At 38.2% G+C, this 25019-nt stretch carries 22 protein-coding genes and 2 pseudogenes; 14 read left to right on the forward strand and 10 right to left on the reverse strand.

The features are described from left to right. The first annotated feature begins 34 nt into the window (after positions 1-34). Complete coding sequence (locus tag FFM62_RS02115; protein WP_115470627.1) at positions 35-886, forward strand: aldo/keto reductase; 852 nt, start codon at positions 35-37, stop codon at positions 884-886. A 61-nt stretch (positions 887-947) separates the two neighbouring features. Here FFM62_RS02115 and FFM62_RS02120 read toward each other — a convergent pair whose 3' ends face one another. The 3 genes from FFM62_RS02120 to FFM62_RS02130 all read right to left on the reverse strand — a co-directional run bounded on the left by FFM62_RS02120 (position 948) and on the right by FFM62_RS02130 (position 3002). After that, positions 948-1877, reverse strand: a complete 930-nt coding sequence (locus tag FFM62_RS02120) for a 2-dehydropantoate 2-reductase (protein WP_115470628.1) — start codon at positions 1875-1877, stop codon at positions 948-950. Between the two features lie 71 nt (positions 1878-1948). After that, entirely contained in the window at positions 1949-2545 is a 597-nt protein-coding gene (locus FFM62_RS02125) for a hypothetical protein (RefSeq protein ID WP_115470629.1), read from the reverse strand. Position 2546: 1 nt separating this feature from the next. Beyond that, positions 2547-3002, reverse strand: coding sequence for a GNAT family N-acetyltransferase (locus FFM62_RS02130; RefSeq protein WP_115470630.1), 456 nt, complete (start codon positions 3000-3002; stop codon positions 2547-2549). A 230-nt stretch (positions 3003-3232) separates the two neighbouring features. On the opposite strand from FFM62_RS02130, the gene FFM62_RS02135 reads away from it, so the two are divergent. From FFM62_RS02135 to FFM62_RS02145, 3 genes are all read left to right on the forward strand, one after another. Beyond that, a complete protein-coding gene (locus FFM62_RS02135; RefSeq protein WP_115470631.1) occupies positions 3233-4174 on the forward strand; it encodes a nucleoside hydrolase in 942 nt (313 codons plus the stop codon). Positions 4175-4209: 35 nt separating this feature from the next. Beyond that, positions 4210-4899: an N-acetylmannosamine-6-phosphate 2-epimerase gene (locus FFM62_RS02140; protein ID WP_115470632.1), complete on the forward strand. Its 690-nt coding sequence runs from the start codon at positions 4210-4212 to the stop codon at positions 4897-4899. Positions 4900-5071: 172 nt separating this feature from the next. Then, positions 5072-7186, forward strand: a complete 2115-nt coding sequence (locus FFM62_RS02145) for a glycoside hydrolase family 36 protein (RefSeq protein WP_115470633.1) — start codon at positions 5072-5074, stop codon at positions 7184-7186. Positions 7187-7237: 51 nt separating this feature from the next. On the opposite strand, the gene FFM62_RS02150 is transcribed toward FFM62_RS02145, so the two are convergent. Next, positions 7238-8215, reverse strand: coding sequence for an AraC family transcriptional regulator (locus FFM62_RS02150; protein ID WP_240005897.1), 978 nt, complete (start codon positions 8213-8215; stop codon positions 7238-7240). A gap of 298 nt (positions 8216-8513) precedes the next feature. Between FFM62_RS02150 and FFM62_RS10265 the strand changes: the two genes are divergently transcribed. From FFM62_RS10265 to FFM62_RS02160, 3 genes are read left to right on the forward strand one after another with little or no spacing between them, the layout of a single operon-like run. Continuing rightward, entirely contained in the window at positions 8514-9275 is a 762-nt protein-coding gene (locus FFM62_RS10265; protein ID WP_240005898.1) for an MFS transporter, read from the forward strand. A 52-nt stretch (positions 9276-9327) separates the two neighbouring features. Continuing rightward, complete coding sequence (locus FFM62_RS10270) at positions 9328-9864, forward strand: MFS transporter (protein WP_240005899.1); 537 nt, start codon at positions 9328-9330, stop codon at positions 9862-9864. Between the two features lie 14 nt (positions 9865-9878). Beyond that, positions 9879-11840 carry a glycoside hydrolase family 127 protein gene (locus tag FFM62_RS02160; protein WP_115470634.1) on the forward strand — a complete coding sequence of 654 codons (1962 nt, stop codon included), beginning with the start codon at positions 9879-9881 and terminating at the stop codon, positions 11838-11840. Positions 11841-11923: 83 nt separating this feature from the next. Here FFM62_RS02160 and FFM62_RS02165 read toward each other — a convergent pair whose 3' ends face one another. From FFM62_RS02165 to FFM62_RS02175, 3 genes are read right to left on the reverse strand one after another with little or no spacing between them, the layout of a single operon-like run. After that, the gene (locus FFM62_RS02165) at positions 11924-12301 is read right to left on the reverse strand and encodes a CHY zinc finger protein (RefSeq protein ID WP_240005901.1); all 378 of its coding nucleotides are present in this window, start codon (positions 12299-12301) and stop codon (positions 11924-11926) included. After that, positions 12237-13214 carry a biotin--[acetyl-CoA-carboxylase] ligase gene (locus FFM62_RS02170; RefSeq protein WP_115470636.1) on the reverse strand — a complete coding sequence of 326 codons (978 nt, stop codon included), beginning with the start codon at positions 13212-13214 and terminating at the stop codon, positions 12237-12239. The genes FFM62_RS02165 and FFM62_RS02170 overlap by 65 nt, the downstream gene beginning before the upstream one ends. A gap of 12 nt (positions 13215-13226) precedes the next feature. After that, a complete protein-coding gene (locus tag FFM62_RS02175) occupies positions 13227-13787 on the reverse strand; it encodes a biotin transporter BioY (RefSeq protein WP_115470663.1) in 561 nt (186 codons plus the stop codon). A 213-nt stretch (positions 13788-14000) separates the two neighbouring features. Here FFM62_RS02175 and FFM62_RS02180 point away from each other — a divergent pair, with 213 nt between their 5' ends. Together FFM62_RS02180 and FFM62_RS02185 are read left to right on the forward strand one after the other, a co-directional pair. Then, complete coding sequence (locus FFM62_RS02180; RefSeq protein WP_174855235.1) at positions 14001-15341, forward strand: amidohydrolase family protein; 1341 nt, start codon at positions 14001-14003, stop codon at positions 15339-15341. A gap of 47 nt (positions 15342-15388) precedes the next feature. Continuing rightward, positions 15389-16735 (forward strand): annotated as a pseudogene (locus FFM62_RS02185) (uracil-xanthine permease family protein). 118 nt (positions 16736-16853) lie between these two features. Here FFM62_RS02185 and FFM62_RS02190 read toward each other — a convergent pair. Next, positions 16854-17546 (reverse strand): 1,4-beta-N-acetylmuramidase, encoded by a 693-nt coding sequence (locus FFM62_RS02190; RefSeq protein WP_115470638.1) that lies wholly within the window; start codon positions 17544-17546, stop codon positions 16854-16856. A 575-nt stretch (positions 17547-18121) separates the two neighbouring features. Between FFM62_RS02190 and FFM62_RS02195 the strand changes: the two genes are divergently transcribed. Continuing rightward, positions 18122-19255: a vitamin B12 independent methionine synthase gene (locus FFM62_RS02195; RefSeq protein ID WP_115470639.1), complete on the forward strand. Its 1134-nt coding sequence runs from the start codon at positions 18122-18124 to the stop codon at positions 19253-19255. A gap of 228 nt (positions 19256-19483) precedes the next feature. Beyond that, on the forward strand, positions 19484-19738 hold the full coding sequence (locus tag FFM62_RS02200; protein WP_115470640.1) for a hypothetical protein: 255 nt from the start codon (positions 19484-19486) through the stop codon (positions 19736-19738). A 54-nt stretch (positions 19739-19792) separates the two neighbouring features. Here FFM62_RS02200 and FFM62_RS02205 read toward each other — a convergent pair. Continuing rightward, positions 19793-20905, reverse strand: a pseudogene (locus tag FFM62_RS02205) (alpha-hydroxy-acid oxidizing protein). Between the two features lie 180 nt (positions 20906-21085). On the opposite strand from FFM62_RS02205, the gene FFM62_RS02210 reads away from it, so the two are divergent. The 3 genes from FFM62_RS02210 to FFM62_RS02220 all read left to right on the forward strand — a co-directional run bounded on the left by FFM62_RS02210 (position 21086) and on the right by FFM62_RS02220 (position 24100). Then, positions 21086-21595 (forward strand): transcription repressor NadR, encoded by a 510-nt coding sequence (locus FFM62_RS02210; RefSeq protein WP_115470641.1) that lies wholly within the window; start codon positions 21086-21088, stop codon positions 21593-21595. A 109-nt stretch (positions 21596-21704) separates the two neighbouring features. Next, entirely contained in the window at positions 21705-22895 is a 1191-nt protein-coding gene (locus tag FFM62_RS02215; RefSeq protein WP_115470642.1) for an MFS transporter, read from the forward strand. 335 nt (positions 22896-23230) lie between these two features. After that, positions 23231-24100 carry an SDR family oxidoreductase gene (locus tag FFM62_RS02220; RefSeq protein ID WP_115470643.1) on the forward strand — a complete coding sequence of 290 codons (870 nt, stop codon included), beginning with the start codon at positions 23231-23233 and terminating at the stop codon, positions 24098-24100. Between the two features lie 146 nt (positions 24101-24246). On the opposite strand, the gene FFM62_RS02225 is transcribed toward FFM62_RS02220, so the two are convergent. After that, a complete protein-coding gene (locus FFM62_RS02225; protein ID WP_115470644.1) occupies positions 24247-24924 on the reverse strand; it encodes a matrixin family metalloprotease in 678 nt (225 codons plus the stop codon). Positions 24925-25019: the final 95 nt, after the last annotated feature.

Genomic DNA, 25019 nt, shown 5'->3' on the forward strand with positions numbered 1-25019 from the left:
AGTCATTATATAAAATGCTAGATTGGAGAATGCGATGAAGAAAGTGACATTAGCAGGTGTAGAAGTACCAGCAATTGGAATTGGAACATGGCATATGGGGGAAGATCCATCACAGGAACAACACGAAATCCAAGCTATTCGTAGTGGCTTAGATGCTGGTGCCCGTGTCGTTGATACAGCTGAGATGTATGGTTCAGGTAAATCAGAAACATTGGTTGGAAAAGCATTGGCACCTTATCAACGTAATGAAATTTACTTGGTCTCAAAAGTATTGCCACACAATGCATCTAAGGCGAAATTGGAACAACATTTAGATGCGTCGTTACAGCGATTGCAAACGGATTATCTTGACCTTTATCTCTATCATTGGCGTGGTGGTGTGCCCTTAGCTGAAACGATTGCCGAATTAGATCGTATGAAGCAAATTGGGAAAATCAAAGCTTGGGGTGTATCAAATTTTGACGTCACGGACATGGAGGAACTTTTGGAATTACCTGCCGGAAAGAATGTAGCCGTGAATCAAGATCTTTATAATATTGAGGAACGTGGTATTGAGTATGACTTGCTACCTTGGCAGAGTGAGCATCATGTCCCTTTGATTGCCTATAGCCCAGTTGGTGGTAAACAGAATGAATTGGGAACTTCAATGCTGACTAATCAAGTAGTTAAAGAGATTGCTAATCAACATGATGTGACACCGTATGTGTTGTTGCTCGCCTGGATTATACGAAATGGTCAGACGATTGCTATTCCACAGACTAATAATCCAGAACATGCTGCAGCCAATATGCAGGCGGCTAGTTTAGAACTAACCGCTGCGGAGCTTAAGCGATTAGATCAAGAGTATCCAAGACCAGATCATAAAGTACCCTTGGCTATTAATTAATATGTTACTAATGTAAAAAGTGGTTGGAACTGTTATGTTGTTCCAACCACTTTTTTATGGTTTAGTTTTTAATGACAACATCTTCACGAGCATGTATTAGCTCTGTAATTAATGTATTAGTTGGGGTAGGAATATTTAATTCCTTTCCCATGCGGGCAATCGCACCGTTTAAGTAATCAATTTCAGTATGTCGTCCAGACGCAATGTCTTGATGCATTGATGGATAATGGTCACCTGCTTGATCTGGCGCCAGTGATGAGTTAATTGTTTTTAAAGCAAGTTCGGCAGTTAAAGGGATGCCCTTAGCTTGAGCGACAGCTTCAAATTCATCAACAACACGTTTTGCTAAAACTGGTGTGTATTGGCTTTTGCGTAGGTCCATAATTTTACAATCTAAGATGGTACAGAAAGTGTTTAAAACGCTGTTTAAACAAGCCTTTTTCCAGATTGATAATAAGACATTGTTACTGGGACGAGCATCTAAGTCAGCTTTGTTTAGTACATCATTGACCTTAATGACTGTTTCATGTGAAACATTTCCTACGGCTTGAAATTCGATGTACCCAGAACCATTTAGAACGACGGTACCAGGACCAATTAATTCACTAGTCCAAAGCGTCGTACCAACTAGTAAATCGAGATGAGGGTTGAATTTTTTAATTGTTTCCAGGTTACCAATACCGTTTGATAAACATAAAACTGCTGTATTATCAGTTAATAAATGTGAAATTTTATTCAGCATATCATTTAATTGCGTTGCCTTTGTAAATAGCAAAACTAGGTCAAAATCATCGTTAACATCTTCAGGAAAAGCAGCTGGTATTTTTACAAATTGTTGTTTACCAGCGGTTTCTATAGAGAGCCCTTTTGTGTTGATAGTTGCGATATGTTCTGACCACAAATCTATTAATGTGACTTGATTACCCGCTTGATGAAGCATGTAACCAAAGCGACTGCCCATTGCACCACTACCTGCAATTGCTATTTTCATGATGTACCCTTTCTTTTAGAACGCTTTCACCTATATTTTACCAGAATTACGGTGTAGCGAACGATGTTATGTTAGGGTGTCATTTTATTATCTGACAATGCAGATTTTCTGAGTAGAACGATCAACATTAATGATGTATCTAATATGAATAAATAAATTGGAAATGAAGCTGTACTAAATGACCAATGAGTGGTTGCCGCTAAAATTGCCGAGGTTGATGAAATCACTCCACCGATGTAATAGACAGGGGCTTCAGTATTGGGATAAAGCCAAGCCTTACGCAATGTTGGTATTGAGGCAATCGCATCGCTAAGGATTGAAAAGATAATAGCAAGAATTGGGTCGTCAGTAAGGCGCCAAATTACGATGGCGAAGATGGCCACGATTCCGCAGAGATAATCCAGGAAGCTCAATTTCCAATAAGCCGATTTGTTAAACATTGAGGCGATGAATACTAATAGGGGCATAAATCCAGCCATAAATACTGGTAAGATAGACCAATCAAAGCCAGTTGCTGCAATCGTTGCGACGACAGAAATCAGTGGCGATACTGCCCACAATAACCAAGTCACCTTATTAGGTTGCGCTTTACCTTGTAGAGTTGCGATTAAGTAAACTGAACCAAAAACAACGGAGCATAATGCACCGACTAACACAAGATATTGCATATTAATGGCCCTCGCTCAAAAGCATATCGATATGAGGGATGTCATCTTCTAGATAGACATCGGATATGGCCTGAAAACCAAAAGATTCATAAAAGTTGCGTAGATAATTTTGCGCACCAATTTTAATATCTTGCTCCGGATACATCCGCCGAATTTCTTTGATGGTCTCGGTAACGATTTGACGGCCAAATTGTTGATGACGATAGGATTTGGCTACTAACACACGTCCGAAACGTATGTAATTTGGATCATCGTCAGAGATAATACGTGTATAAGCGATCAAATCATGATTATTTGTTAAATAAACATGGCGAGCATTAAAATCGGCATCATCAACTTCTTGATAAACGCATTTTTGCTCTACAACAAATACCTTGGTACGTGCTTGCATAATCGTAATTAGTTCTGAACTATTTAGTTCATTGTTATTTTTAATAGTAAGCGTTACTTCTGCCATGGTTAACGTACCACCTCCTGGAAAAATAGAATATTAAATGACTTCCTAATGCCCAATGTTATCATATTTCAACAAATAAAAATGTATTTTTATTATATTTTTTAAATAAATATACATATAGGGTATTGTTATTCATTATTTCTATGATACTTCATAAACGTTTAGCTTGACGATAATAATAAAATTCCGTAATCTTTAAGAAAAATAAGCAATTTAGTGGGGAAAACGTAATGAAGAATGTATATTTCAACCATGATGGGAACGTTGATGATTTAGTATCGTTATTACTTTTGTTGCAAATGCCAGATGTTAACTTATTAGGGGTTGGGGTGACTGATGCTGATGGCTATGTTGAGCCATCAGTTTCAGCATCGCGAAAAATTGTTGATTTGTTTGGTCATGAAGGTCGGCAACCGATGGATATTGCCAAGTCAAATTCACGAGCTGCGCATCAATTTTCAAAAGAGTGGCGCTTAAGTTCGTTTTCATTTGATGATTTTCCAATTTTAAACGAGCATGGTGAGCCTAAAACACCAGTTGCGACAAAACCAGGCCATCTGGATATGATTGATAAGATTAAGTCAGCTGATGACAGAGTAACTTTAGTTATGACTGGTCCATTGTCGGATTTGGCACGTGCACTAGATGAAGAACCAAGTATTGTTGAAAAGATTGAAAGTGTTCATTGGATGGGTGGTGCTTTGAACAGCAAAGGAAATGTTGCTGAGCCGGGTGCTGATGACACGATGGAGTGGAATGCTTATTGGGATGCCGAGGCGGTGAAAAAAGTCTGGGATTCAGATTTGAAGATTGTTATGGTCGGGTTGGACAGTACAGATCAAGTGACTTTAACTGCTGAATTGCGGCAACGTTGGGCTAAGCAACGCCGTCATCCAGCGTTAGATTTAATTGGACAGGGCTATTCATTAGTGCATTCGTTTGAGGCGAACTCGACTTATTATCTATGGGACGTACTCACAACTTTGGCATCAGCGTATCCAGAATTAGTAGAGTCGGTACAAGTAAAGACGGATGTAGTAACAACTGGTGCATCAGAAGGTCGGACATATCAAACGGATGAAGGTCGTGAGATTACTTTTGTCACAAGTGTTGATGCAGAAGCCTTTTATGACAAGATTGATGAGCTAGCAAAATTAGGGGATAGTAAATAGTCGATAGATTGAACAGGTTGAGGGAGTCATTCAAAATGGATAAGCAAGCGTTGATGCATCAAATTGCTAATGGATTAATCGTTTCATGTCAAGCATTGCCAGGTGAACCGTTGTATACGGAAAAAGGTGGGGTTATGCCACTATTAGCTCTGGCGGCACAACAAGGTGGTGCAGTCGGAATTCGTGCCAACTCAGTCCGTGATATTCAGGAAATTAAGGCAGCGGTCAATTTACCCATTATTGGGATTATTAAGCGTGATTACCCACCTGAAGAACCGTATATCACTGCTACCATGCAAGAAGTTGATGAATTGATGATGGCAAAACCTGATGTAATTGCATTTGATGGCACATTACGACCACGACATGATGGCCTAACAATTAGCGAATTTATTGGTCAAATTAAAGAAAAATATCCAGAACAATTATTGATGGCAGACATTGCGACGTTTGCAGATGGCTTAAATGCATGGCAAGCTGGGGTTGATTTTGTAGGCACAACGCTTACTGGTTATACTGCGAATAGTGACAAAATTGATGGCCCAAATTATCAATTGATCCAACAATTGGTTGATAATGGCATTGATGTTATTGCGGAAGGTAAAATCCATACGCCTGAAGAAGCAAAAAAGATTCAAGGAATGGGTGTTGCCGGTATTGTCGTCGGTGGTGCGATTACCCGACCAAAAGAAATTACAGAGCGTTTTGTGCGTGAATTAAGTTAGACTAGATAAAAGTGGTTGAGACATTTGTGTTGTCTCAACCACTTTTTGCCTGTCACTTATATATGATAGGTTATTTTTGTGTACCAAAAGAATGTTTTTAACAGTTTTTGAATGCGTGGAAAATACATAAAATGAATGTAAGAAAGCGTTTTCTATAAGAAAGGGGCTTGTTATGACTTATATAACTGTTACTACGAAGCAAGCAAAATTAAAATTTGAAGTTTTAGACAATCAAAAGGTTGCCTTAATTCAAGTCAATAGCAATGATTTATCAGCATTAACTGAACAACAAAAGCAGCAATTAACTATTACAGAAGTACAAGTTACTGGTGAAAATTTTCATCATAAAGGTTTAAATTTTGTGAATACAACGCCAGGCGTTAATTTAGTCTACCAATCGTACCAAGTGGATGAATTAGCTAGCGGTAAGCTATTAAAAATTACTACACAAGCGAAGAAACAACAATTGGTTGTTGAAAACTATTATCAATTATTTGATGAGACTGCAATTATTAAAAGTTGGGTCGCCATTCATAATATGGGGAACGACAACGTAGGGATTGAGTATGTTTCTTCATTTGCAATGACGGGAATTAATCAAGGTAATGATATTGAAGGAAATTTTGCAATCAATAATTTACTTTATAAACCGCATAATAATTGGCAAGCTGAAGCGCAGTGGCAACAACAAACCTTAAAAGAGGCTGGATTGGATTATTGGACCGATATTGTTGATGATCAACAAAATAGCACGAAAAGAATTAGTGTTACGAATAATTCATCATGGTCGGCATCAGAGTTTTCACCAAATGGCATACTAACTAATACAGTTACGAATCAATCAGCTATTTGGCAAATTGAAAATAATGGCGCTTGGCATTATGAATTTACTGATAGTGGGAATGGCGAATTATTAACATTATTGCTTTCGGGGCCAGAGGAATTAGATAATCATTGGTGGAAAAATTTGCAACCTGGTGAATCATTTGAAACTGTTAAGGTTGCTTTTGGACAGGTTATGGGCGATTATGAAAAAGCCATTGAGGAGATGACAAAATATCGCCGGTTAATCAGGCGGACTAACTACGATAATCAGAAGTTGCCTGTTATTTTTAATGACTATATGAATGGCTTGATGGGTGACCCAACTGAAGAAAAGGAACGTCCTTTAATTGATGCAGCTGCTGAAATCGGGTGTGATTATTTTGTTATTGATTGCGGCTGGTATGCAGATGGTTATTGGTGGGATAGTGTCGGAGAATGGTTGCCTTCTGATGAACGATTTCCAAATGGTATAACAACAGTCATTCAGTATATTCGTGATAAGGGTCTGGTGCCTGGATTATGGCTAGAGATTGAAGTGGTGGGAATTAATTCACCACTAGCTAATAAATTGCCTGATGATTGGTTCTTTATGCGACACGGTAAACGTATTATTGACTGTGATCGTTATCATTTAGATTTCAGAAACCCCGAAGTACGTCAATTTGCTGATAAGGTTATTAAACGATTAGTTGAAGATTATGGCGTTGGCTATATCAAGATGGATTATAACATTACTACTGGTATTGGCACTGAAACGAATGCAGATAGTGTTGGGGATGGTTTGCTAAATCACAATCGCGCTTATTTACAGTGGTTAGATGATGTCTTCACACGTTATCCCGATTTAGTTATTGAAAATTGTGGTAGTGGTGGCATGCGACATGACTATGCCATGTTACAACGTCATAGTATTCAATCAATGACAGACCAAAAAGATTATGTACGTAATGGTAATATTGCGGCTGTGGGTTCTTCAGTGGTTACACCAGAACAGTGTGCGATTTGGTCATACCCATTACAGAAGGGTGATAAAGAGGAAGTTATTTTTAATATGGTGAATGCTATGTTGGTACGCATCCATCAGAGTGGCCTCTTAAATCAAATTGATCAAGAGCGACTAGACTTGGTAGCTGAAGGCATTCAGGTTTATAAAGCCTATCGGGAAAAAATCCCAATGATGGTACCTGTTTGGCCAGAGATGTTAAGCCATTTAGATGATGAATGGTATAGTTTTGGACTAAAAGGTGATCACGAGTTATATTTGGCTGTTTGGCATGGTATTGGTGATGTTACAAGTCACCAACTATCTTTGGCAAAGTATGGTGATATCCAAAAGGTGACGCAAATTTATCCAAGTGTTGATGAAGATGACAATAGTCAATGTCAGTTTAAAGATGGACAGTTAAGTGTAAACTTCAATCATGAAAAAATGGCACGTTTATATCATGTAACTTTTAATTAAATCAGCTATATAAAAAAGTGGTTAGGAATAAATTTCCTAACCACTTTTCGTTTAAAACGATTTTTCCTCGTTTGCTGATTCTTCGGGCATTTTTCCAAAATCAGGTACGTCATTTAAATGACGAGAAATTTCTTCTGGAATTGGTAATACAGGGCTGATAACTTGATTATTATGATAAATTTCATCGAATTGTGCACGATATTTACTTGGTGTTATGCCACAAACTTTTTTGAATTGGCGCATAAATAGCTTTTCGTTTTCGAAATAAGCGTTTGAAGCAATTTCCTTGATTGAAAGATTGGTTCTAATCAACAAAGATTGTGCGGTTTGTATTTTTAACTGTAATAAATATTGTTTGGGTGGAATGCCAGTAACTTTTTTAAAGAGTTTTGAAAGGTACTGGGGATTTAATTGGATTTCTTCTGCCATATCCATAACCGTGGGTGATTTATATAGGTTTACTCGAATCCATTCTTTTAGTCGGTCAATACGCTCAACGTTACTGGCCTTATCTGTTAACCGGTTAAGGATAGACTTGCTGATATCCGTCAAAATCATTGTCGCTAAGCAATTTGCTATTTTCCGATCATAGGCATTTTGTAGGTCACTATTTAGTAGCTGATGAATGAATACAATGAAATGATCGGTATTGGTTAGTCGAAAGTATTGTGGAATGACACAAACGGTAGGTTGTTGATTATCAATGGGTAATGACTCTAGATTTGTATTTTTAAATGTTGTTGTATTTTTTGGCAGAATAAAATGTAGCCAGTAAAATTCTATATCGTTTGAGGAAGATTGCGTACCAGTCATTAATTGATATGGTGGCACAAATAAAAAATCGTTTGTATTAAGGGTATATTGTGTATTTTGGATTTTAATGTGTAAGGGTCCTTTTGTACAAAGAATCATTTCATAATCGCCATGGTGATAACGGTCGCTATGTTGCCAACCTTTTTGTGCTGAAAAAATACCACCGACCATGAAAGTTACATTATTATCAATATCAAATGTATAATACTCCATCATTCATTCACCTTTATGTGTTTTAAATGGGTCAAAAAAGTATACCTAAAATCATGTAAAGTATACTAAATAAATTAATCTTTTAAAAAATATCTGTAAAACGTTGATTTAATAACGGTTTAAGATTGATTTTAAAATACGCCTGATAAACTTTTTTTGAAATGAAAAATAACATAATGACAAAAAAATGTACCATTTGCTATATTTTAGCAGTTTTTGCCGTTTATTGGAAGCGCTATCATATATGGTATAGAAAACGTTTTCTGATTATGTTGTGCAAAAAAGAATTGAGGGAAGTACAGTGTTAAAAAAGAAAAATTTAAAGCTTTTTAGCCCTGCTGGAAACTCTGCCGGGACTACATCGACTGTTGATCCGGATACGATATCTCCAGAAACGGGCAAACCATGGTCTAAAGCATTAGTTTGGCGGTTTCTGATTGCCTTTATTATCTATGGTATTTTGAATAATGCAGCATTTACATTGAATGGTGCAGTTCTATTACCACAGCATATTAAGGATGTGGAAATCGGGAATCCAACGGCGGCTTATGGTGTTATTACGTCGGTTACGTCACTGGTATCATTGTTTGTCGGTTATATTTGGGGAACTTTATCTGACCGTACAAGATCACGTTTTGGTAAGCGAACACCTTGGATTTTCATCGGTTCGTTTGTTGCGGGTATTGGATTATATTCACTAGGAATTTTTGAATCAACAACTAGTTTGACGATGGCATATATCTTTAATACTTTAGGTCAAAATGCTATCCAAACACCAATGTATGCCTTTCTAGCTGACCGAGCTCCTAAAAATGTTCGTGGTACATTATCATCAGGATTTGGTGCCACCTCTGTCGGGGCACCAGTTGGGCAATTCATTAGTTCATACTTCTTAGGCCAATCATATCAAAGCATGGGCTTTGTCGTTGGTGGTATTATGATTGCTGCATCGGGGTTGATTGTATTAGCAATGGCACCACGTGAGAAGTCATCAAAGGAAGCTGTTGTTCCTAAGAATGAATCGGTCTTGGATGGATGTTATGTCAACGTTGTTACCACCTAGCCTAAAAGGCGGACACGACTTTTACAAGGCATGTGTGGGACGTTTCCTTGTTATGACCAGTTATACAATGATTTTCCAATATTTGGTTTATATTCTGGAGGATCACCTAGGACTATCAGTACTAGCAGCTGCTAGAGCGATGAATACATTATCACTATTTACGTTAGTTGTTTCAATGATTGGTTTGTTTATTTCTGGACCACTTTCAGATCGTTTGAGAGCTCGTAAAATTCCAGTTGCTTTTGGTGGGTTACTGATGATTGCTGGAGCAATAAGTATGCTACTATTTAAATCAGTAAATGGTGTTATTGGTTACGTTGTTCTGGCAGGCCTTGGTTATGGTATTTACTTGGCCGTTGATATGGCGTTGAATATTGATGTTATTCCTGATGAAGCTAAAGAGAAAAAGACGACTGGTAAGTATGTCGGCTTTGGTAATCTGACAAATACCGCTGGACAGATGTTGGCTCCTGCTGCGACATCAATTATTGTGACAGCAACAGGTAGTTATAATCTTGTATTTACCGGTTCTATTATGGTTACATTGGTCGGTATTGCATTCATTCTATGGATTAAACACGTTAAATAAAGGAGATTTTCGCAATGCAAAATGTCACATTAAAACATACAACTGTTACTTCAGATTTTTGGCAAAGATACCGTGATTTAATGGCAAATGAATCAATCCCATTTCAATGGGATATGATCAACGACAATAATCATGTTGAAGTTACAAATGACCCATTTGCTGCTGGTGGTTCTGCTGATAAAAGCCATGCCATTGCGAACCTTAAAATTGCTGCTGGACAAATGTCGGGTGATTTTTTCGGTATGGATTTTCAAGATACTGATGTCTATAAGTGGTTAGAAACAGCAGCCTATGTTTTGAACTATGCACCAAGTGATAAACTTCGACAACAAGCAGATTCAGTTGTTGATTTGATTGCCGATGCACAGGAGGATGATGGGTATCTGTCAACTATGTTCCAGATTGAAATGCCTGAGCGAAAGTTCAAACGTTTGCAGCAATCGCATGAACTATATTCAATGGGACACTATATTGAAGCTGGGGTAGCATATTATTCAGTTACAGGAAATGAAAAAGCGTTAAATATCGCGAAGAAAATGGCTGATTGTATTGATAACCACTTTGGGGCGGCAGAAGGTAAGGTACTTGGTATTCCAGGGCATCCCGAAATTGAATTAGCATTAGCACGTTTATATGAAGCAACGCATGAACAAAAATATTTAGATTTAGCACAATACTTTATTAAACAACGCGGTCAAGACACAGAGTTCTTTGCTAAGCAAAATGAGGCGGATGGCATTGATCGTGATTTCTTCCCTGACTTGGGAACTATTGGTAATCGATACTATTTCGCTGATAAACCAGTAACTGAGCAGACTGATGTTCATGGACATGCAGTTCGTGTCTTATATTTCTGTACAGGCCTTGCTCATGTTGCGCGTTTAACGCATGATCAAGAGCTACAAGATGCGGCAGAGCGTCTTTGGCGAGATACTGTTAAAAAGCAACTGTATATTACTGGTAACGTTGGCCAAACTACCCATGGAGAAGCGTTTACCTACGATTATGATTTACCAAATGATACAGATTATGGTGAGACTTGTGCATCGGTTTCAATGGTTTTCTTTGCTAAACAGATGTTGGAAAACCATATGAGTGGTGAATACGGAGACATTATTGAGAAAGAATTGTTTAACGGCGCATTGAGTGGGATTGCATTAGATGGTAAACATTACTTTTATGTTAATCCATTGGAGGCTGATCCCAAGGCGAGTCGTGGCAATCAAGGAAAGAACCACATTGCAACTAGGCGTTCATCTTGGTTTGCCTGTGCTTGTTGTCCTGCCAACATTACGCGTCTGATTGCCTCAATCGATAAATATTTGTATGAGATTAAGGACAATACTATTCTTTCACATCAATTTATTGCTAACGAGACAACGTTTGATAATGGTGTTGAAATTAAATTAGATAGTAATTATCCATGGGATGGCAATGTAAAGTACGCAATTACCAATACTAAGAAAACAGCATTTACATTTGGTATCAGAATTCCTAGTTGGACATTGCATGCTTATCAGGTGACTGTTAATGGGAAAACAGTAGATTCAGAATTAGTAGATCAAATTTTGTATGTTGATCTCGATGATGATGCTGAAATTATGGTGCGATTTGATATGTCAGCACATACAGTTAGAACAAATACACGAGTTAAGGACAATATTGGTAAGGTAGCTATTCAAAGAGGTCCCATTGTCTATTGTGCAGAAGAAGATGATAATGAAGGACCACTTTGGCTTTATGAGCTTGATAAAAAACCTGCATTTAATTACGCTTATGAAGCAGAGTTGCTGGATGGTGTTGGAACATTAACTACAAATAATGTAACAAAATTAGTAGAAGAAAAAACGTCAGAGGCACTTTATACCTTCGATGAAGAAAAAACAATGCAAAAGGCACAATTAAAGCTAATCCCTTACTATGCCTGGGCTAATAGAAATGAAGGGCAAATGACGGTTTGGCTGCACCAAGCTTAGTTGTTTACCAAAATAATATAGAGAAGGAGGCCGAAACAGGTAAAGTTGTTTTGGCCTCCTTAATTTTATTTTTTAATAAATATTCACGACTCAAAATAAATATCCTGATGGCGCGCACATTTGGGATTAAATGCGTGATGACAGTTTGGACATTCGTTTTGTGAATAAGCTTGATAATCCATTGTCTGATGACACACACCACACATGACGGATTGAGCTGTTGGATCAGCTGGTGCAAATTTATGTGTCATGATGGCATCATGACACTGGTAACAAGCAAAGTGTTGATGGCATTGGGCGCATGCTAGGGCAACAACATCATTTTTAGTATGGTAGTGCATGCAACGACTATCTTTGTCCAAACCAACACCTTGTATTGTTAGTGCTGGCGTACGTTTATCTAAAGACGGTCGTTTTGATGACTTCGCCGCTTGTAAATGATTTTGTAATACCATGTTCATCCTCAATAATTAAGCCACCATCATTGGCAATTTGTTTTGCCGTACCAGTGATCATTTTGTTACCCAATTTTAGGGTTACTTGTTTACCGATAACATTTGAACGCCGACGATATTCATCTAATAGTGTTGGAATATCACCATGGTCATAAGTATCAATAATACGTTGTGCTAATGTAACTAATAATCGATTGCGATCAACGGTCACTTTGCTATCGATACCTTGCGCAATATTTGATAATTCATCAGGGAAGGTTTCAGTGGTCAAATTTAGACCAATTCCCATAATGAATGCCGACGCTGACTTAGATTCAAGCTCAATATTTGCTTCGGTAATAATGCCGCCAACTTTTTTATCATTAATAAATAAATCATTAACCCATTTCAAATCAATCCGTTCGTCCGGGAAGAATTGCTCCAAGGTTTGTGCAATAACAACCGCCATACTGGTTGTTAGTAGACCGACTTGCGACCAATCTTCAGTCTTGTCGGGCAGAATAATCGTAAAATATAGACCACTAGTAGCAGGAGAATAAAAGGCACGACCACGCCGGCCATAACCACTAGACTGTGATTCAGCAGTAAAAATCACCGGTTTGTGTACCTGATGTGTTGTTAAATATTGTTTCGCTAGGTGTTGGGTCGATGTGACATCTTGTTCAACGACTATGTCATCAACACGTTGCTCATCCAAGTAATAACGCACAATATCTTCGTCTAAAGTAGACGTTTCAATATATTGATAGCCTAAATTTTTGCGACTTTCAATGTGATGATTTTTCTTTTTTAAAGCATTAATGGCCTTCCAAATGCTTTCACGACTGACTTGTAGATCAGTTGCTAATTCATCTCCAGATGTCCAATCACCTTGATGAGCTAATAGTTCAAATAACACTTTTTGTTTGGTCGTTGTCAAAATAATCTCCTTCTAAAAAATGTCTTGCAGGGCAGGCATTTTCCTTAATCGTCTAGCTAGTATAACGGATAGTGTTGCTTTAATCATATCACCTGGTAGGAAAGCGACATTGGAAAGTAGGGCAGTCGTCAGTGACATATGTGATTGGATAGAAAGCCAGACTGAGCCAATGATATCAATCAATAAGACGCCAGCAATCATAACAGTCATTAATTCTAGCCACCAAGAAAGACGATTGTGTCGTTTAAGTAAGTAAAGTAATGTTCCCAATATTGCTGGTACAAATAGCCAGGCAATTAGATACCCACCGGTTGGTCCAAGAAAAACGGCAAAACCACCACGACCACCAGATAATACAGGTAGTCCAGAAAGTGCTAGCGCTAAAAATAAAGATACAGAAAATGTACCATATTTAGCACCTAATAATTCAGTCGTTAATAGGACACCCATATTTTGAAGAATGATTGGTACCGGAATGAACCCGAGTGGAATACCGGGGAAAACACCAAGAATAATTAATATGGCGGTCATCATTGCGGCTAGAGTTAGTTTTTTTGTTTGTTGGTTCTGCATAATAGTTTCATCCAGTCTGATAGATTTTAGAACAAGTTCATTATAATCGTTAGTAACCGTTAAATCAATCATTGGGTTACTGTTAGTGTAACACGAACAATATTTGTTTATTTTTGTGTTTAGTTAATGATTATGCGGATTTACCAGTGATAATGATGGATATGTTTGTTATAATCTTATTTATTCAAGAACGATATATTTTTTGAGGTGATGATGATTAATTACAAAACAGTTTTACAAGGTAGTTATTATACGGCTATCGATGAAAATCAAGTGGGCTATCAGGCGGATAGTCTAGTTTGTATTAACGACGAAGGAAAGATTGCGCGGATTGTTTTAGCAGGGGATGATGATTATCAATTAATTGTTAATGATGCAAAACAGCAGGGGACATTGGTGTCCTTGTCTGATGACCAAGTGTTATTACCTGGCTTCATTGATTTACATGTCCACGCACCACAATGGCCAAATGCGGGATTAGCCTTAGATAGGCCATTATATGAGTGGTTAGAAGAATATACTTTCCCATTAGAAGCCAAGTTTAAAGATGCTAAGTATGCTCACTTAGTGTATGACAATCTTGTTGAGACATTATTGGCCAACGGGACAACGACAGCCCTTTATTTTGGTTCGGTCGATAATACAGGTAATTTGGAACTTGTTAAATCATGCCTAACGCATCATCAACGAGGCTTTGTTGGGAAAGTTGTCATGGATAATCCAGAGCAAACACCGGCTTATTACCGTGATGAATCAGCAACTACGGCTTTAAGTGAAACAGAAAACTTTATTCATGAAGTGGCAACTTTAAATGAAAACCAAACGATACCGGTAACCCCAGTGATTACACCGAGATTTTTACCATCTTGTACAGATGATGTCTTGGCTGGTCTAGGCAAACTAGCGGCTAAATACGATCTACCAATTCAGTCGCATTGTAGTGAAAGTGATTGGGAAAATGGGTACGCATTGGCAACCCACGGTAAACGTGATGCCACTGTGTTAGATGAGTTTGGCCTATTAACAGATAAATCAGTGATGGCGCATGGCACATTATTGAATGGTGAGGATATCCAGCGATTTAAAGATCGTGGCGTCGGTATTGCCCATTGCCCTATATCTAACGTCTATTTTGGTAACGCTGTATTGCCAGCTAAAAAATTACTGTCAGAAAATGTCAAAGTGGGAATGGGAACGGATATTTCTGGAGGCTATGATCCTAGTGTTTACCAAAATATTCGCCAAGCTATTATGTCATCACGGCTACTCAATGACGGGGTAGATAGTGAGATAACACCTGACTTACGTGGTAAACATGATTCAGCAATTACTGCCAAAAATGCTTTTTATATGGCGACCGTCGGTGGGGCTAAAAGTTTGAATTTGGTGACGGGACAGATTAAGGAAGGCTATATAGCTGATTTACAGATTGTCCATGCAAAGTATCCAACGTTTGGTCAACAAGTGCCAGAAGATACATTTGAAAAGTTGATGTATCAAACGACAGCATCAGAAATTGATCATGTGATGACACAAGGTGTTTTTGTTAAATAAAATGTTTCATGTGGAACATTGTGAACTAAAAGGAGAAGAAAAAGTTCATGGCTGAAGAGAAGAGTGGCTTATTAATTGGAGCAAATGATAAGGTTCCAGCAGCAGAAGCGGGCTTATTAGGTTTACAGCACGTACTTGCAATGGATGTGTATGTACCGCCACTAATTATTGCTGGTTTGCTTTCAATGAGCGCTGTAGAAACGTCCGGATTCTTACAAGTTGCCTTTCTAGCATGTGGTATAGGGACTTTGCTACAAACATCAGTATTTATGAAAATGCCCATGTCACAAGGACCTTCATACGTTCCAATTGGGGCTATTGTGGGTGTATTCATGGCTAATGGTGCTGCTAATGGTGGCATGGCTGCTGTTATTGGTTCGAGTGCAGTCGCTGCGGTTTTATTGATTTTACTTGGCTTATCAGGAGTTTATCAAAAAATAGTCAATACATTAGTGCCATCTATCGTTGGTGGGACGATTATCACTTGTGTGGGTCTATCGCTGTTGCCATCGGCTCTGAATGATAACATTTTTCAAGCGAGCGGCAACATTTATCAAAATATCGATCTAGCGTCTATCACGATGATTGCCTTATTAATTTCAATTGCCATTGGGACACACTTACCACAATTACAAAGGATTTTTAAGATTGGTTCAATTGTGATTGCCTTGGCAGTTGGTACCATTGCAGCAAGCTTTATGGGTCTGGTGAATTGGTCAACGGTGGCTAAAGCTGATTAGTTTAGCTTACCGCACTTCACAGCGTTGCACTATGGAATAAGTTTTAATTTATCAGCCATCATTACATTTATTATTATATTTATGGTCTTAACGACTGAAACGACTGGTACATGGTTTGCAATGAGTGCTGTGACGAAGGAAGAAATTACTAATAAACAATGGAATCGTGGTGTGATTGGTGAAGGACTAAGTTGCTTGATTTCAGCTTTGCTAGGTAGTACCCCAATGACGGGGTATTCAACTAATGCTGGGATTGTTTCGATTACCGGTGTTGCTAGCCGTCGGGTATTCGTGGCTGCCGGAATTTGGTTTGTTATTTTAGGATTCTTTGGTAAGTTATCAGCATTACTTGCCGCAATTCCATCAGCGGTCGTTGGTGGTGTCTTTGCAGTTATTGTTGTAATCATCATGCTAAGTGGTTTGAATGTTATTGGTGATTTGAATATGACGGGGAATAAGGGTTATGTGATTGGTGTGCCAATTGTTATGACGTTAGCTTTGGTGTTCTTACCTGATAAGGTAGTTAACGATTCACCACAAATGTTGCAATATTTGTTAGGATCACCAATTACGGTGGCAGCAATTACGGCAGTGATTTTGAATTTGGTATTATCAACCAAAAAATCAGCGTCTTCAGCATCTGCCGCTAATTAGAAAATATTTTAACGAAGAGCCGTGGTGCATTGTGTACCGACCTCTTCGTTTTTATTTACGACAAAAAACCGATAGCAACGATTTTTTCATTGCTATCGGTTCTAAATAGAAGTTAGTTTTACTCATCAGGCATCATGTACCGTAGATAGTAAGTGTTGTCTTTACCGAAGTAATACGTATGTCCATCAATCACGTGGTAACCTTGTACGGGTTGTCCATCATTTTCGATGTAGTACTTGTTACCATAGTCTTCCACCCATCTATTTGTCTGACGGACACCATTTTCGAAGTAATTGTACCTGCTGTTCAGCATACGGAATCCTGTGTAAAGTTTACCATCTTCAATCCAGCGCCAGCCGACACCTTCGAAGTTAATATAACCACTTGGGACTTCCTCACGTAGATAGTAAGTACCATTTGATCCGAAGAAGTATGCTTGACCGTTAATGAACTGATAACCTTGTACAGCCCGTCCATTACTATCAAGGTAATAGGTCAATCCGTAGGCCTTGGCCCATTGATTGTTCTGGCGAACACCATTAGTGAACCAGTAATAAGAACCAGCGTAATAGCGCATTCCGGTATATGGTTGTCCATTTTCTAACCAATTATATCCACCATTAGCAGTAGAAACTTCCGGTGAGTAAACGTAACCTGTTCTAGTGTCTTGTTGTGTATTTACTTGTTGCGTTGTGCTTGCAGTAGTATCTGCAGAAACCGATGTTGTCGGTGTGATGGCTAAGCCACCAAGGACAGCACCACCTACTAAGGCTGACACTAATGAAGCTTTACTAATAAGTCGAGTTGTCATTTTGTGTACCTCCTTTGTATATTATTAATTTTAACAAAGGCGGCAATATAATGTTACTAATATGTATCCAAAAAATGTCAAAATAATGACATCACACGCCAAAAAAGACCATTAAAACAAACTTAAAGGCATGTTTATTAGAATTTAGACTTTATATCAGACAAAGCTTTAGAAGATATGATTGTTGGAGTCAATGATTGTTGAAACAGTTATTAAATGAGAAAAATGGATTTTTATTATCTCTTGCAAATTGTATATCACAGTGTTAAACTCGTTAATAATTAAAATTACATTAAAAATCTGATGAGAAGAGTAGCCGCTATGTATCTTTAACAGAAAGCCTTGTAGATGAGATTAGGTATTGAGAACAGCAGTGAAGATGAGCTCTGATAATTTTCTTTTTTGTTCACGCAAAGGGAACGGTTGAATGCGTTATGATTCCAGTGAGGCACTATTTTCCGCGGAATAGTGTGAATAGGGATGGTAACGCGAATATTCGGCCCAAAGGTAAGCAATTGCCTTTGGGCCGATTTTTTTGTAAATTTTAAAAAATTAAAAATTGAGGTATATGAAACATGACAGAAGCCACTGTAAATAAAATTAAGTTTCCCAATCGATATGATGTCGTTGGTAGTTTGTTAAGAACGGATGAATTAAAGGTCGCACGTGATAATTTTGAGACAGGTAACATTACACAAGCACAATTAACGGCCATTCAATATGAAGAAACTAAAAAAATTGTTGATGAACAAGGTGCACTAGGCTTGAAAGATGTGACTGATGGTGAATTTAACCGTTCTTGGTGGCATTTGGACTTCTTATGGGGGTTAAATGGGGTGTCAACTTATGACTACCACAAGAGTTATAAGTTCCATGGTAGTAAAACGCGAACGGATAATGTCGAACTAGTTGGTAAAATTGCATATAACCCAGAGCATCCTTTCTTTGATAGTTTTAAATATCTGGCATCTATTACACCAGATGGCGTGACACCTAAACAAACGATTCCGTCACCATCAATGTTGTTCCGTGACAATCGTAGTGATAACTGGTCTGAATTTTATGATACTTATAATGAGTATCTGACGGATTTGGCTAATGCTTATCATCAAACAATCTTACACTTTTATGAACTAGGGGCACGTTATGTACAACTTGATGATACAACGTGGGCATTTTTGATTAGTAAATTGTATGAGACGGCTGACCAACCAGAAGAGCATCAAAAGTATTTGCAAATCGCTCAGGATGCAGTCACTGTTATCAATGCGCTATTGAAGGATTTACCAGAAGACTTGACGGTTACAACGCATATTTGTCGTGGTAATTTCCAATCAACTTATTTGTTTGCAGGTGGTTATGACGATGTTGCCGAGTATTTAGGACAACTAAATTATGATGGCGTCTTTTTGGAATATGATGATAGCCGTTCTGGTTCATTTGGACCTTTAGCTAAAATTTGGAATGGGGATAAAAATAAGCGCATTGTCCTTGGTTTGATTACTTCAAAGCAGCCTAAGCTTGAAGATCAGAGTACGATTATCGACCGGGTCAATGAAGCAGCCCAATATGTACCATTGGAAAATCTTGCCTTATCAACACAATGTGGTTTTGCTTCTACAGAAGAAGGTAATAAATTAACACAACAGCAACAGTGGGATAAGTTACGTTTTGTTATTCAAACTGCTCAAAAGATTTGGGGCGAATAAATTTATTGCTAATAATTATTGAACTGAAAATAAGCGATTAATCAAAGGTGTATTGCCAGGATTAATCGTTTATTTTATTGGGCATGTAAAAAAATACTTAAATGCTAGCAATAGCAACGATGAAAGCGCTTAAAAAGTTAGTGAAATTCTGCTATAATTAGGTTAAACAGTTAATAAATATAAAATTTAAAAGGAAACAGAATTGCTCCCTTTGAAAGGATTATTGTCATGACACTAACACCGCGTATTTCAATTGCAACTATGATGACTGTACTGCCACTAAAAGGGAAAATTTTTTTTGAAAAGTCGGCGGATGGCTACTTCAAAACAGCAGATATTGGTCCTCAGATAGACATTTTCGTCAAAGACCCAAATGATGTTGAAAGAATGTTAACCGAATTTAATTATGTTATTGATGAGCATTCGGTTGATGAGAATAAAAACGAATTTATTCAATATACTGACTTAAAACTAGTTAAATAGACAAAATAAAAATGCCCTTAGGAAATTTTTGGTATTCCTAGGGGCATTTTTCAGCTATTTAACTAATGATGTCTGTTGCACATCGGCAATCGTCTTGGTACCGGCCAATTGCATTGTGATTTTTAATTCGTGATTCAAATGATTGACCACATCAGTGACACCTTGGGCACCACCTAAGGCGAGCCCGTAAATAATTGGTCGCGCTAAGGCAACTAAATCAGCACCGGATGCGAGTGCCTTAAAGACATGTGATCCGCGGCGCACACCGCTGTCAAAAATAATTGGTACTTGGTGGTTAACAGCAGTGGCAATGCCCTGTAGAACGTCAATTGATGCGGGACCACCATTTAATTGACGACCACCATGATTAGAAACCCAAATTCCCTGCGCACCAGCACTAATTGCTAATAAAGCATCTTCAGGTGTTTGGATTCCTTTGATAATAACTGGTAAATCAGTGTAATCGATGACACGTTTAATATCAGCAATACCAATTTGATGCGCTTCGTTATCAAACACGTCTTTCCCATGGCCGACACCAACATCAGATTGTCCAGAACCGACACGGAAGTCTTCTAAGTTAGCCATTGGTACTGGAAAGTGGAAATCATTAACGACATCTGATTCACGGTATCCGGCAGCCGTTAGATCAGTTGTAATGACGATGGCTTTAATCCCGGCCGCCGCCGCTTTATCAAGTAGGAATTTGTTAAGACCGTCGTCTTGGCTAAGATATAATTAGAAAAATTGTGGTGCATCATGCCCAGCTTCAGCCGCTTCGGCAATAAGTTTTGAAGAGTAAGTGCTTTGGGTCATTAGTGATCCAGTTGCCGCCATACCTTCAGCAGTAGCAACTTCACCACGGGCATGTGCCACACCTTGCGCTGCTGCGGGTGCCATGACAATTGGTGTATCCAATGGTAGACCAAAGATACTTGTTTTGGTTTCTGGGTTACCAATGTTTGATAATACATGCGGTAAAATCTGAGTATGGTTGAAAGCAATGGTATTTTCTCGTAGTGTCCATTCATCTTCTGAACCACCCCTAATAAAATCAAAACCAGCTTTTGGCAAAATTTCTTTTGCTAAATTTTCTAGTGATGGTAAGTTAACAACATTTAAATGTTGTTCTCGTTCACTCAATTCATAACCATTGACCACTACCAATATCATATCCTCCAAAATTTCATTAATGTTTTTTCATTATTTTATCATTTTTCGTTAGCTATCGTTTGAGGAATTTAAAAAATGAAGGCCTTTAGGTTAAAGTATGGGGAAAATATTTGCATAATATACCATCCGGGTTATATTTATACGTAAGAGATTAAGAATTAAAGGGGTAAATACATGACCGGTATTCAACGACAAGAAGCCATTAAAGCAGCATTAAGCAATCCAGATACAGTCATTAGTGCCAATAAATTTGCGAAACAATTTAAAGTATCACGTCAGACTATTGTGGGTGACATTGCCTTGCTACGGGCAAGGGGTGAGCAAATAATTGCAACGCCACAAGGTTATCGTTATCAAATGAAACTACAGCAGCATACGATTTTAGTTGTTCAGCACACCGCAGTACAAATCGCCGATGAGTTAATGGCTTTGGTGAATGCAGGTGTTACTGTGGCAGATGTACAAGTAGATCACCCAGTTTATGGGCTCCTAAAAGGTGAATTAGCTATTCAAAACACTGCTGATGTGAAGCAATTTATCTATCATTTAGAACAGACCGATGGGGAAGCATTATCAACATTGACCAATGGTTTGCATATGCATCAAATAGAGTATGAAGATGTGGCAGATTTAGAACAAGCCAAAACAGCATTAAGACAATTAAATATTTTGTATGAAAATTAGCTAGGTTGACAAGACACCCCCGTGTTGCTATGATTTAAACATCAAAAGGGCGTCAAGACACCTAGATAGGAGTAGGCTGGTTATTTACCAGTCAGTATTTTAGTACGTCATGAGTAGTATACGGAAACTGTTGACTGTTACGGGTTTAGCATGGCTATTTGATGCCATGGATGTGGGGTTATTGTCATTTATTTTGGTGGCTATTCAACAGGAATGGGCACTCTCTTCAGTGCAAGTAGGCTGGATTGGGTCGGTTAATTCGATTGGTCTTGCGGTTGGTGCGTTCACATTTGGTGCTTTGGCAGATCAAAAGGGTCGCAAGTTAATGTTGATCGTGACTTTGTTGATTTTTTCAATTGCGACAGGATTATCCGCTTTGACTGTCGGATTTGTTAGTTTTATTATTTTACGTTTCTTTGTCGGTGTTGGCTTGGGTGGTGAATTACCAGTTGCTTCTACGCTAGTGTCAGAAAGAGTGCCTAAAGAGCGGCGCGGCCGAATTATTGTCTTATTAGAAAGTTTCTGGGCTGTCGGTTGGTTAATTGCTAGTTTGTTAGCTTACTTTATTATGCCCAAATTTGGTTGGCGCATAACGTTGGTTGTTTCGGCACTAACAGCATTTTATGTATTAGTACTACGTCGACATTTACCAGGTGATAGACAAAACATTCACACGTCACCAAAACCCAAGGAATCAATTGGTAAGAAATTAGCCCAATTATTTCATAAAGATCATCGTCAGCAAACGATTATGCTTTGGATTGCTTGGTTTATGATTATGTTTTCGTATTACGGTATTTTCTTGTGGTTACCAAGCGTATTAGTTGGCAAAGGTTTTAGCATGGTTAATAGTTTCGGTTATGTTGTTATTATGACATTAGCCCAATTGCCAGGTTATTTTACGTCAGCTTGGCTTGTTGAGAAATGGGGACGAAAGCCAGTCATCGCACTATTTTTAGCAGGGACAGCAATCTTTGCCATGGTATTTGGTTTTTCTGATAGTTTGACTATGATTATGATATCGGGGATGTTGTTATCCTTCTTTAATCTGGGCGCTTGGGGAGCGATGTATGCCTATTCGCCTGAATTATATCCAACGTCAATTAGAGCAACGGCTAATGGTGCTACGCAAGGCTTTGGTCGTTTAGGTGGTATATTAGGACCGCTTTCAATTGGTTTCTTTTTGAGTTTGCATTTTACATTTGCACATATATTTAGTGTTTTCACTGTTGCTTTAGTCATTGCGATAGTTGTTATTTTGACTATGGGTAAAGAGACACGAGGGACATCGATTGATTAATAAAAGATGTTTTTAATGAAGAGGTTGGGACAAAACAACGGTCCCAACCTCTTTGTGCTAAAAATGCATTAATTATAAGGCTATAAATTTTATAGCATAAACGTGTTCCAAAAGTCTAAAGCCTCAATGTAACGCGATTTGTGACATTCTGTCCGTCGTTTTGCTTCGGCCAAAAATGACGCAAATAACGTTACACTGGCTTCAAAGCGGCTTTTGTCTCGCTCTCTTTTTGACACATGATCAATCTAGAATTTTGCTGTTTGATACTGGAAATGATAAGGTACACGTAATTATTAGTGCTTGTTCTTCAGAATATTTGTCAAGGAGGTTTGCCGATGACAAAGAACGTGAATGAAACTGATGTTGCACAAAACGAATTGCCAAAACAAGAACAGCCTGAACCAGGGCTTCAAAAAAAGATGACACCCGTCCCTGATGATGGTAGTACGAGTTATATTGGGCATGACCGGTTGAAAAATAAAAAAGCATTGATTACAGGCGGTGATTCTGGAATTGGCCGGGCAGTGGCAATTGCATACGCACATGAAGGGGCAGATGTGGTGTTGAATTATTTGCCAGCAGAAGAGGAAGATGCGCAAGATGTTAAAAATATTGTGATCAATTTGGGCAGACGTATTGCCCTTGTACCAGGTGATCTCAGAGAGGAAACCTTTAGCCAGGAATTAGTTGCACAGGCAATATCATTTTTTGGCGATTTTGATATCTTAGTATTGGTTGCAGGCAAGCAGCATGCTGTATTCGATATTGAAGATTTATCGACAGATCAATTAGTTGATACTTATACGACTAACGTATTTAGTTTGGTGTGGTTGATTAAAGCAGCCTTACCGCATTTGAATAAAGCGGGTAGCATTATTACAACAAGCTCGGTACAAGCAAAGAAACCTCTGCCATACTTAGTTGATTACGCAAGCACAAAAGCGGCTATTCGTAATATCACGGAAAGTTTAGCCAAACAGTTGGCACCTAGAAATATCCGTGTAAATTGTGTCGCACCTGGACCAATTTGGACACCTTTCCAGATTGCGGGTGGTCAGCCACAAGAAAAGATTCCAGAACTTGGTAAAAATACCGCAATAGGTCGACCTGGTCAGCCAGCGGAAGTAGCAGGTGCCTATGTGTATTTAGCTTCCGGGGATGCGATATATGTGACTGGGGAAACCATTCACGTTGCAGGTGGTTGAAGGTATTAGGATTAAAATTTACAGACTGATAATTAATGCATTTTTAGCATAAAAAAAGTGGTTAAGACATTTATTTTGTCTTAACCACCTTTTTTGTGTATGTTTCATGTGGAACATCAAATAATCTTGTAAGTTTCGAGTTGAATTTATTGATAAACCTTTTTCAGATTATCCAAATCTTGTGTAGATAGGGTTGTTTTACCTTGATCAACTGGATACATCACTGAATCTTTATTTTGTGTATGATCTAGTCCAAGTGCATGGCCAATCTCATGAATTGCGGCAGATAGTCTAGCCGGGTAGGCGGTGTTAAGCGTTGCCTTACCGTGATTATAATCAGAGCTAACTAAGCCATATTGTGAATATATTTTTGGTCCACCAACACCTAGTTCTTGCATATTATTTTCGTCACTGACGGTTTTATTGTAGATACCGAGACGCAAAGTATTTTTTGAATCATCCTGTTCTTCAGCAGTTAGTTTCACAATACCCGTTTGATTGTAGACATCAATGGCCTGTAAAAAGATTTGGCGAGTTGCTTCTGGGACATCATCATCAAAATAATATCTGTATGTATTCGATAATTCTTTATCAACAACGATTGATTCTAAACCAGATTCTGACCTTGTTTCAGAGCTTTGTGTATCTGAGTGGGTTTCAGTCTTACTGTCGACCAAAAAGGGAATTTTTTCTGACCAGTTTTTTAGGTCAACGGTCAGCGTGGTGAGTTGATTATTGATTTGTTGGCTAACTGTGGGGGTTGTTGCCCAATTATAGACAAGGACGGCGGCAATGATTAAAAAAATACTTTTTAAGAATTTCAATGCGGACTCCTTTCTAATGGTCTTTAGGTGATGTTTTATAAGCCATGTTACATAATAACATACCAAATTAAGGGTTACCTTATAGTGAGAAAATT

The organism is Weissella thailandensis (assembly GCF_005405465.1).
GTDB classification, from domain to species: domain Bacteria; phylum Bacillota; class Bacilli; order Lactobacillales; family Lactobacillaceae; genus Weissella; species Weissella thailandensis.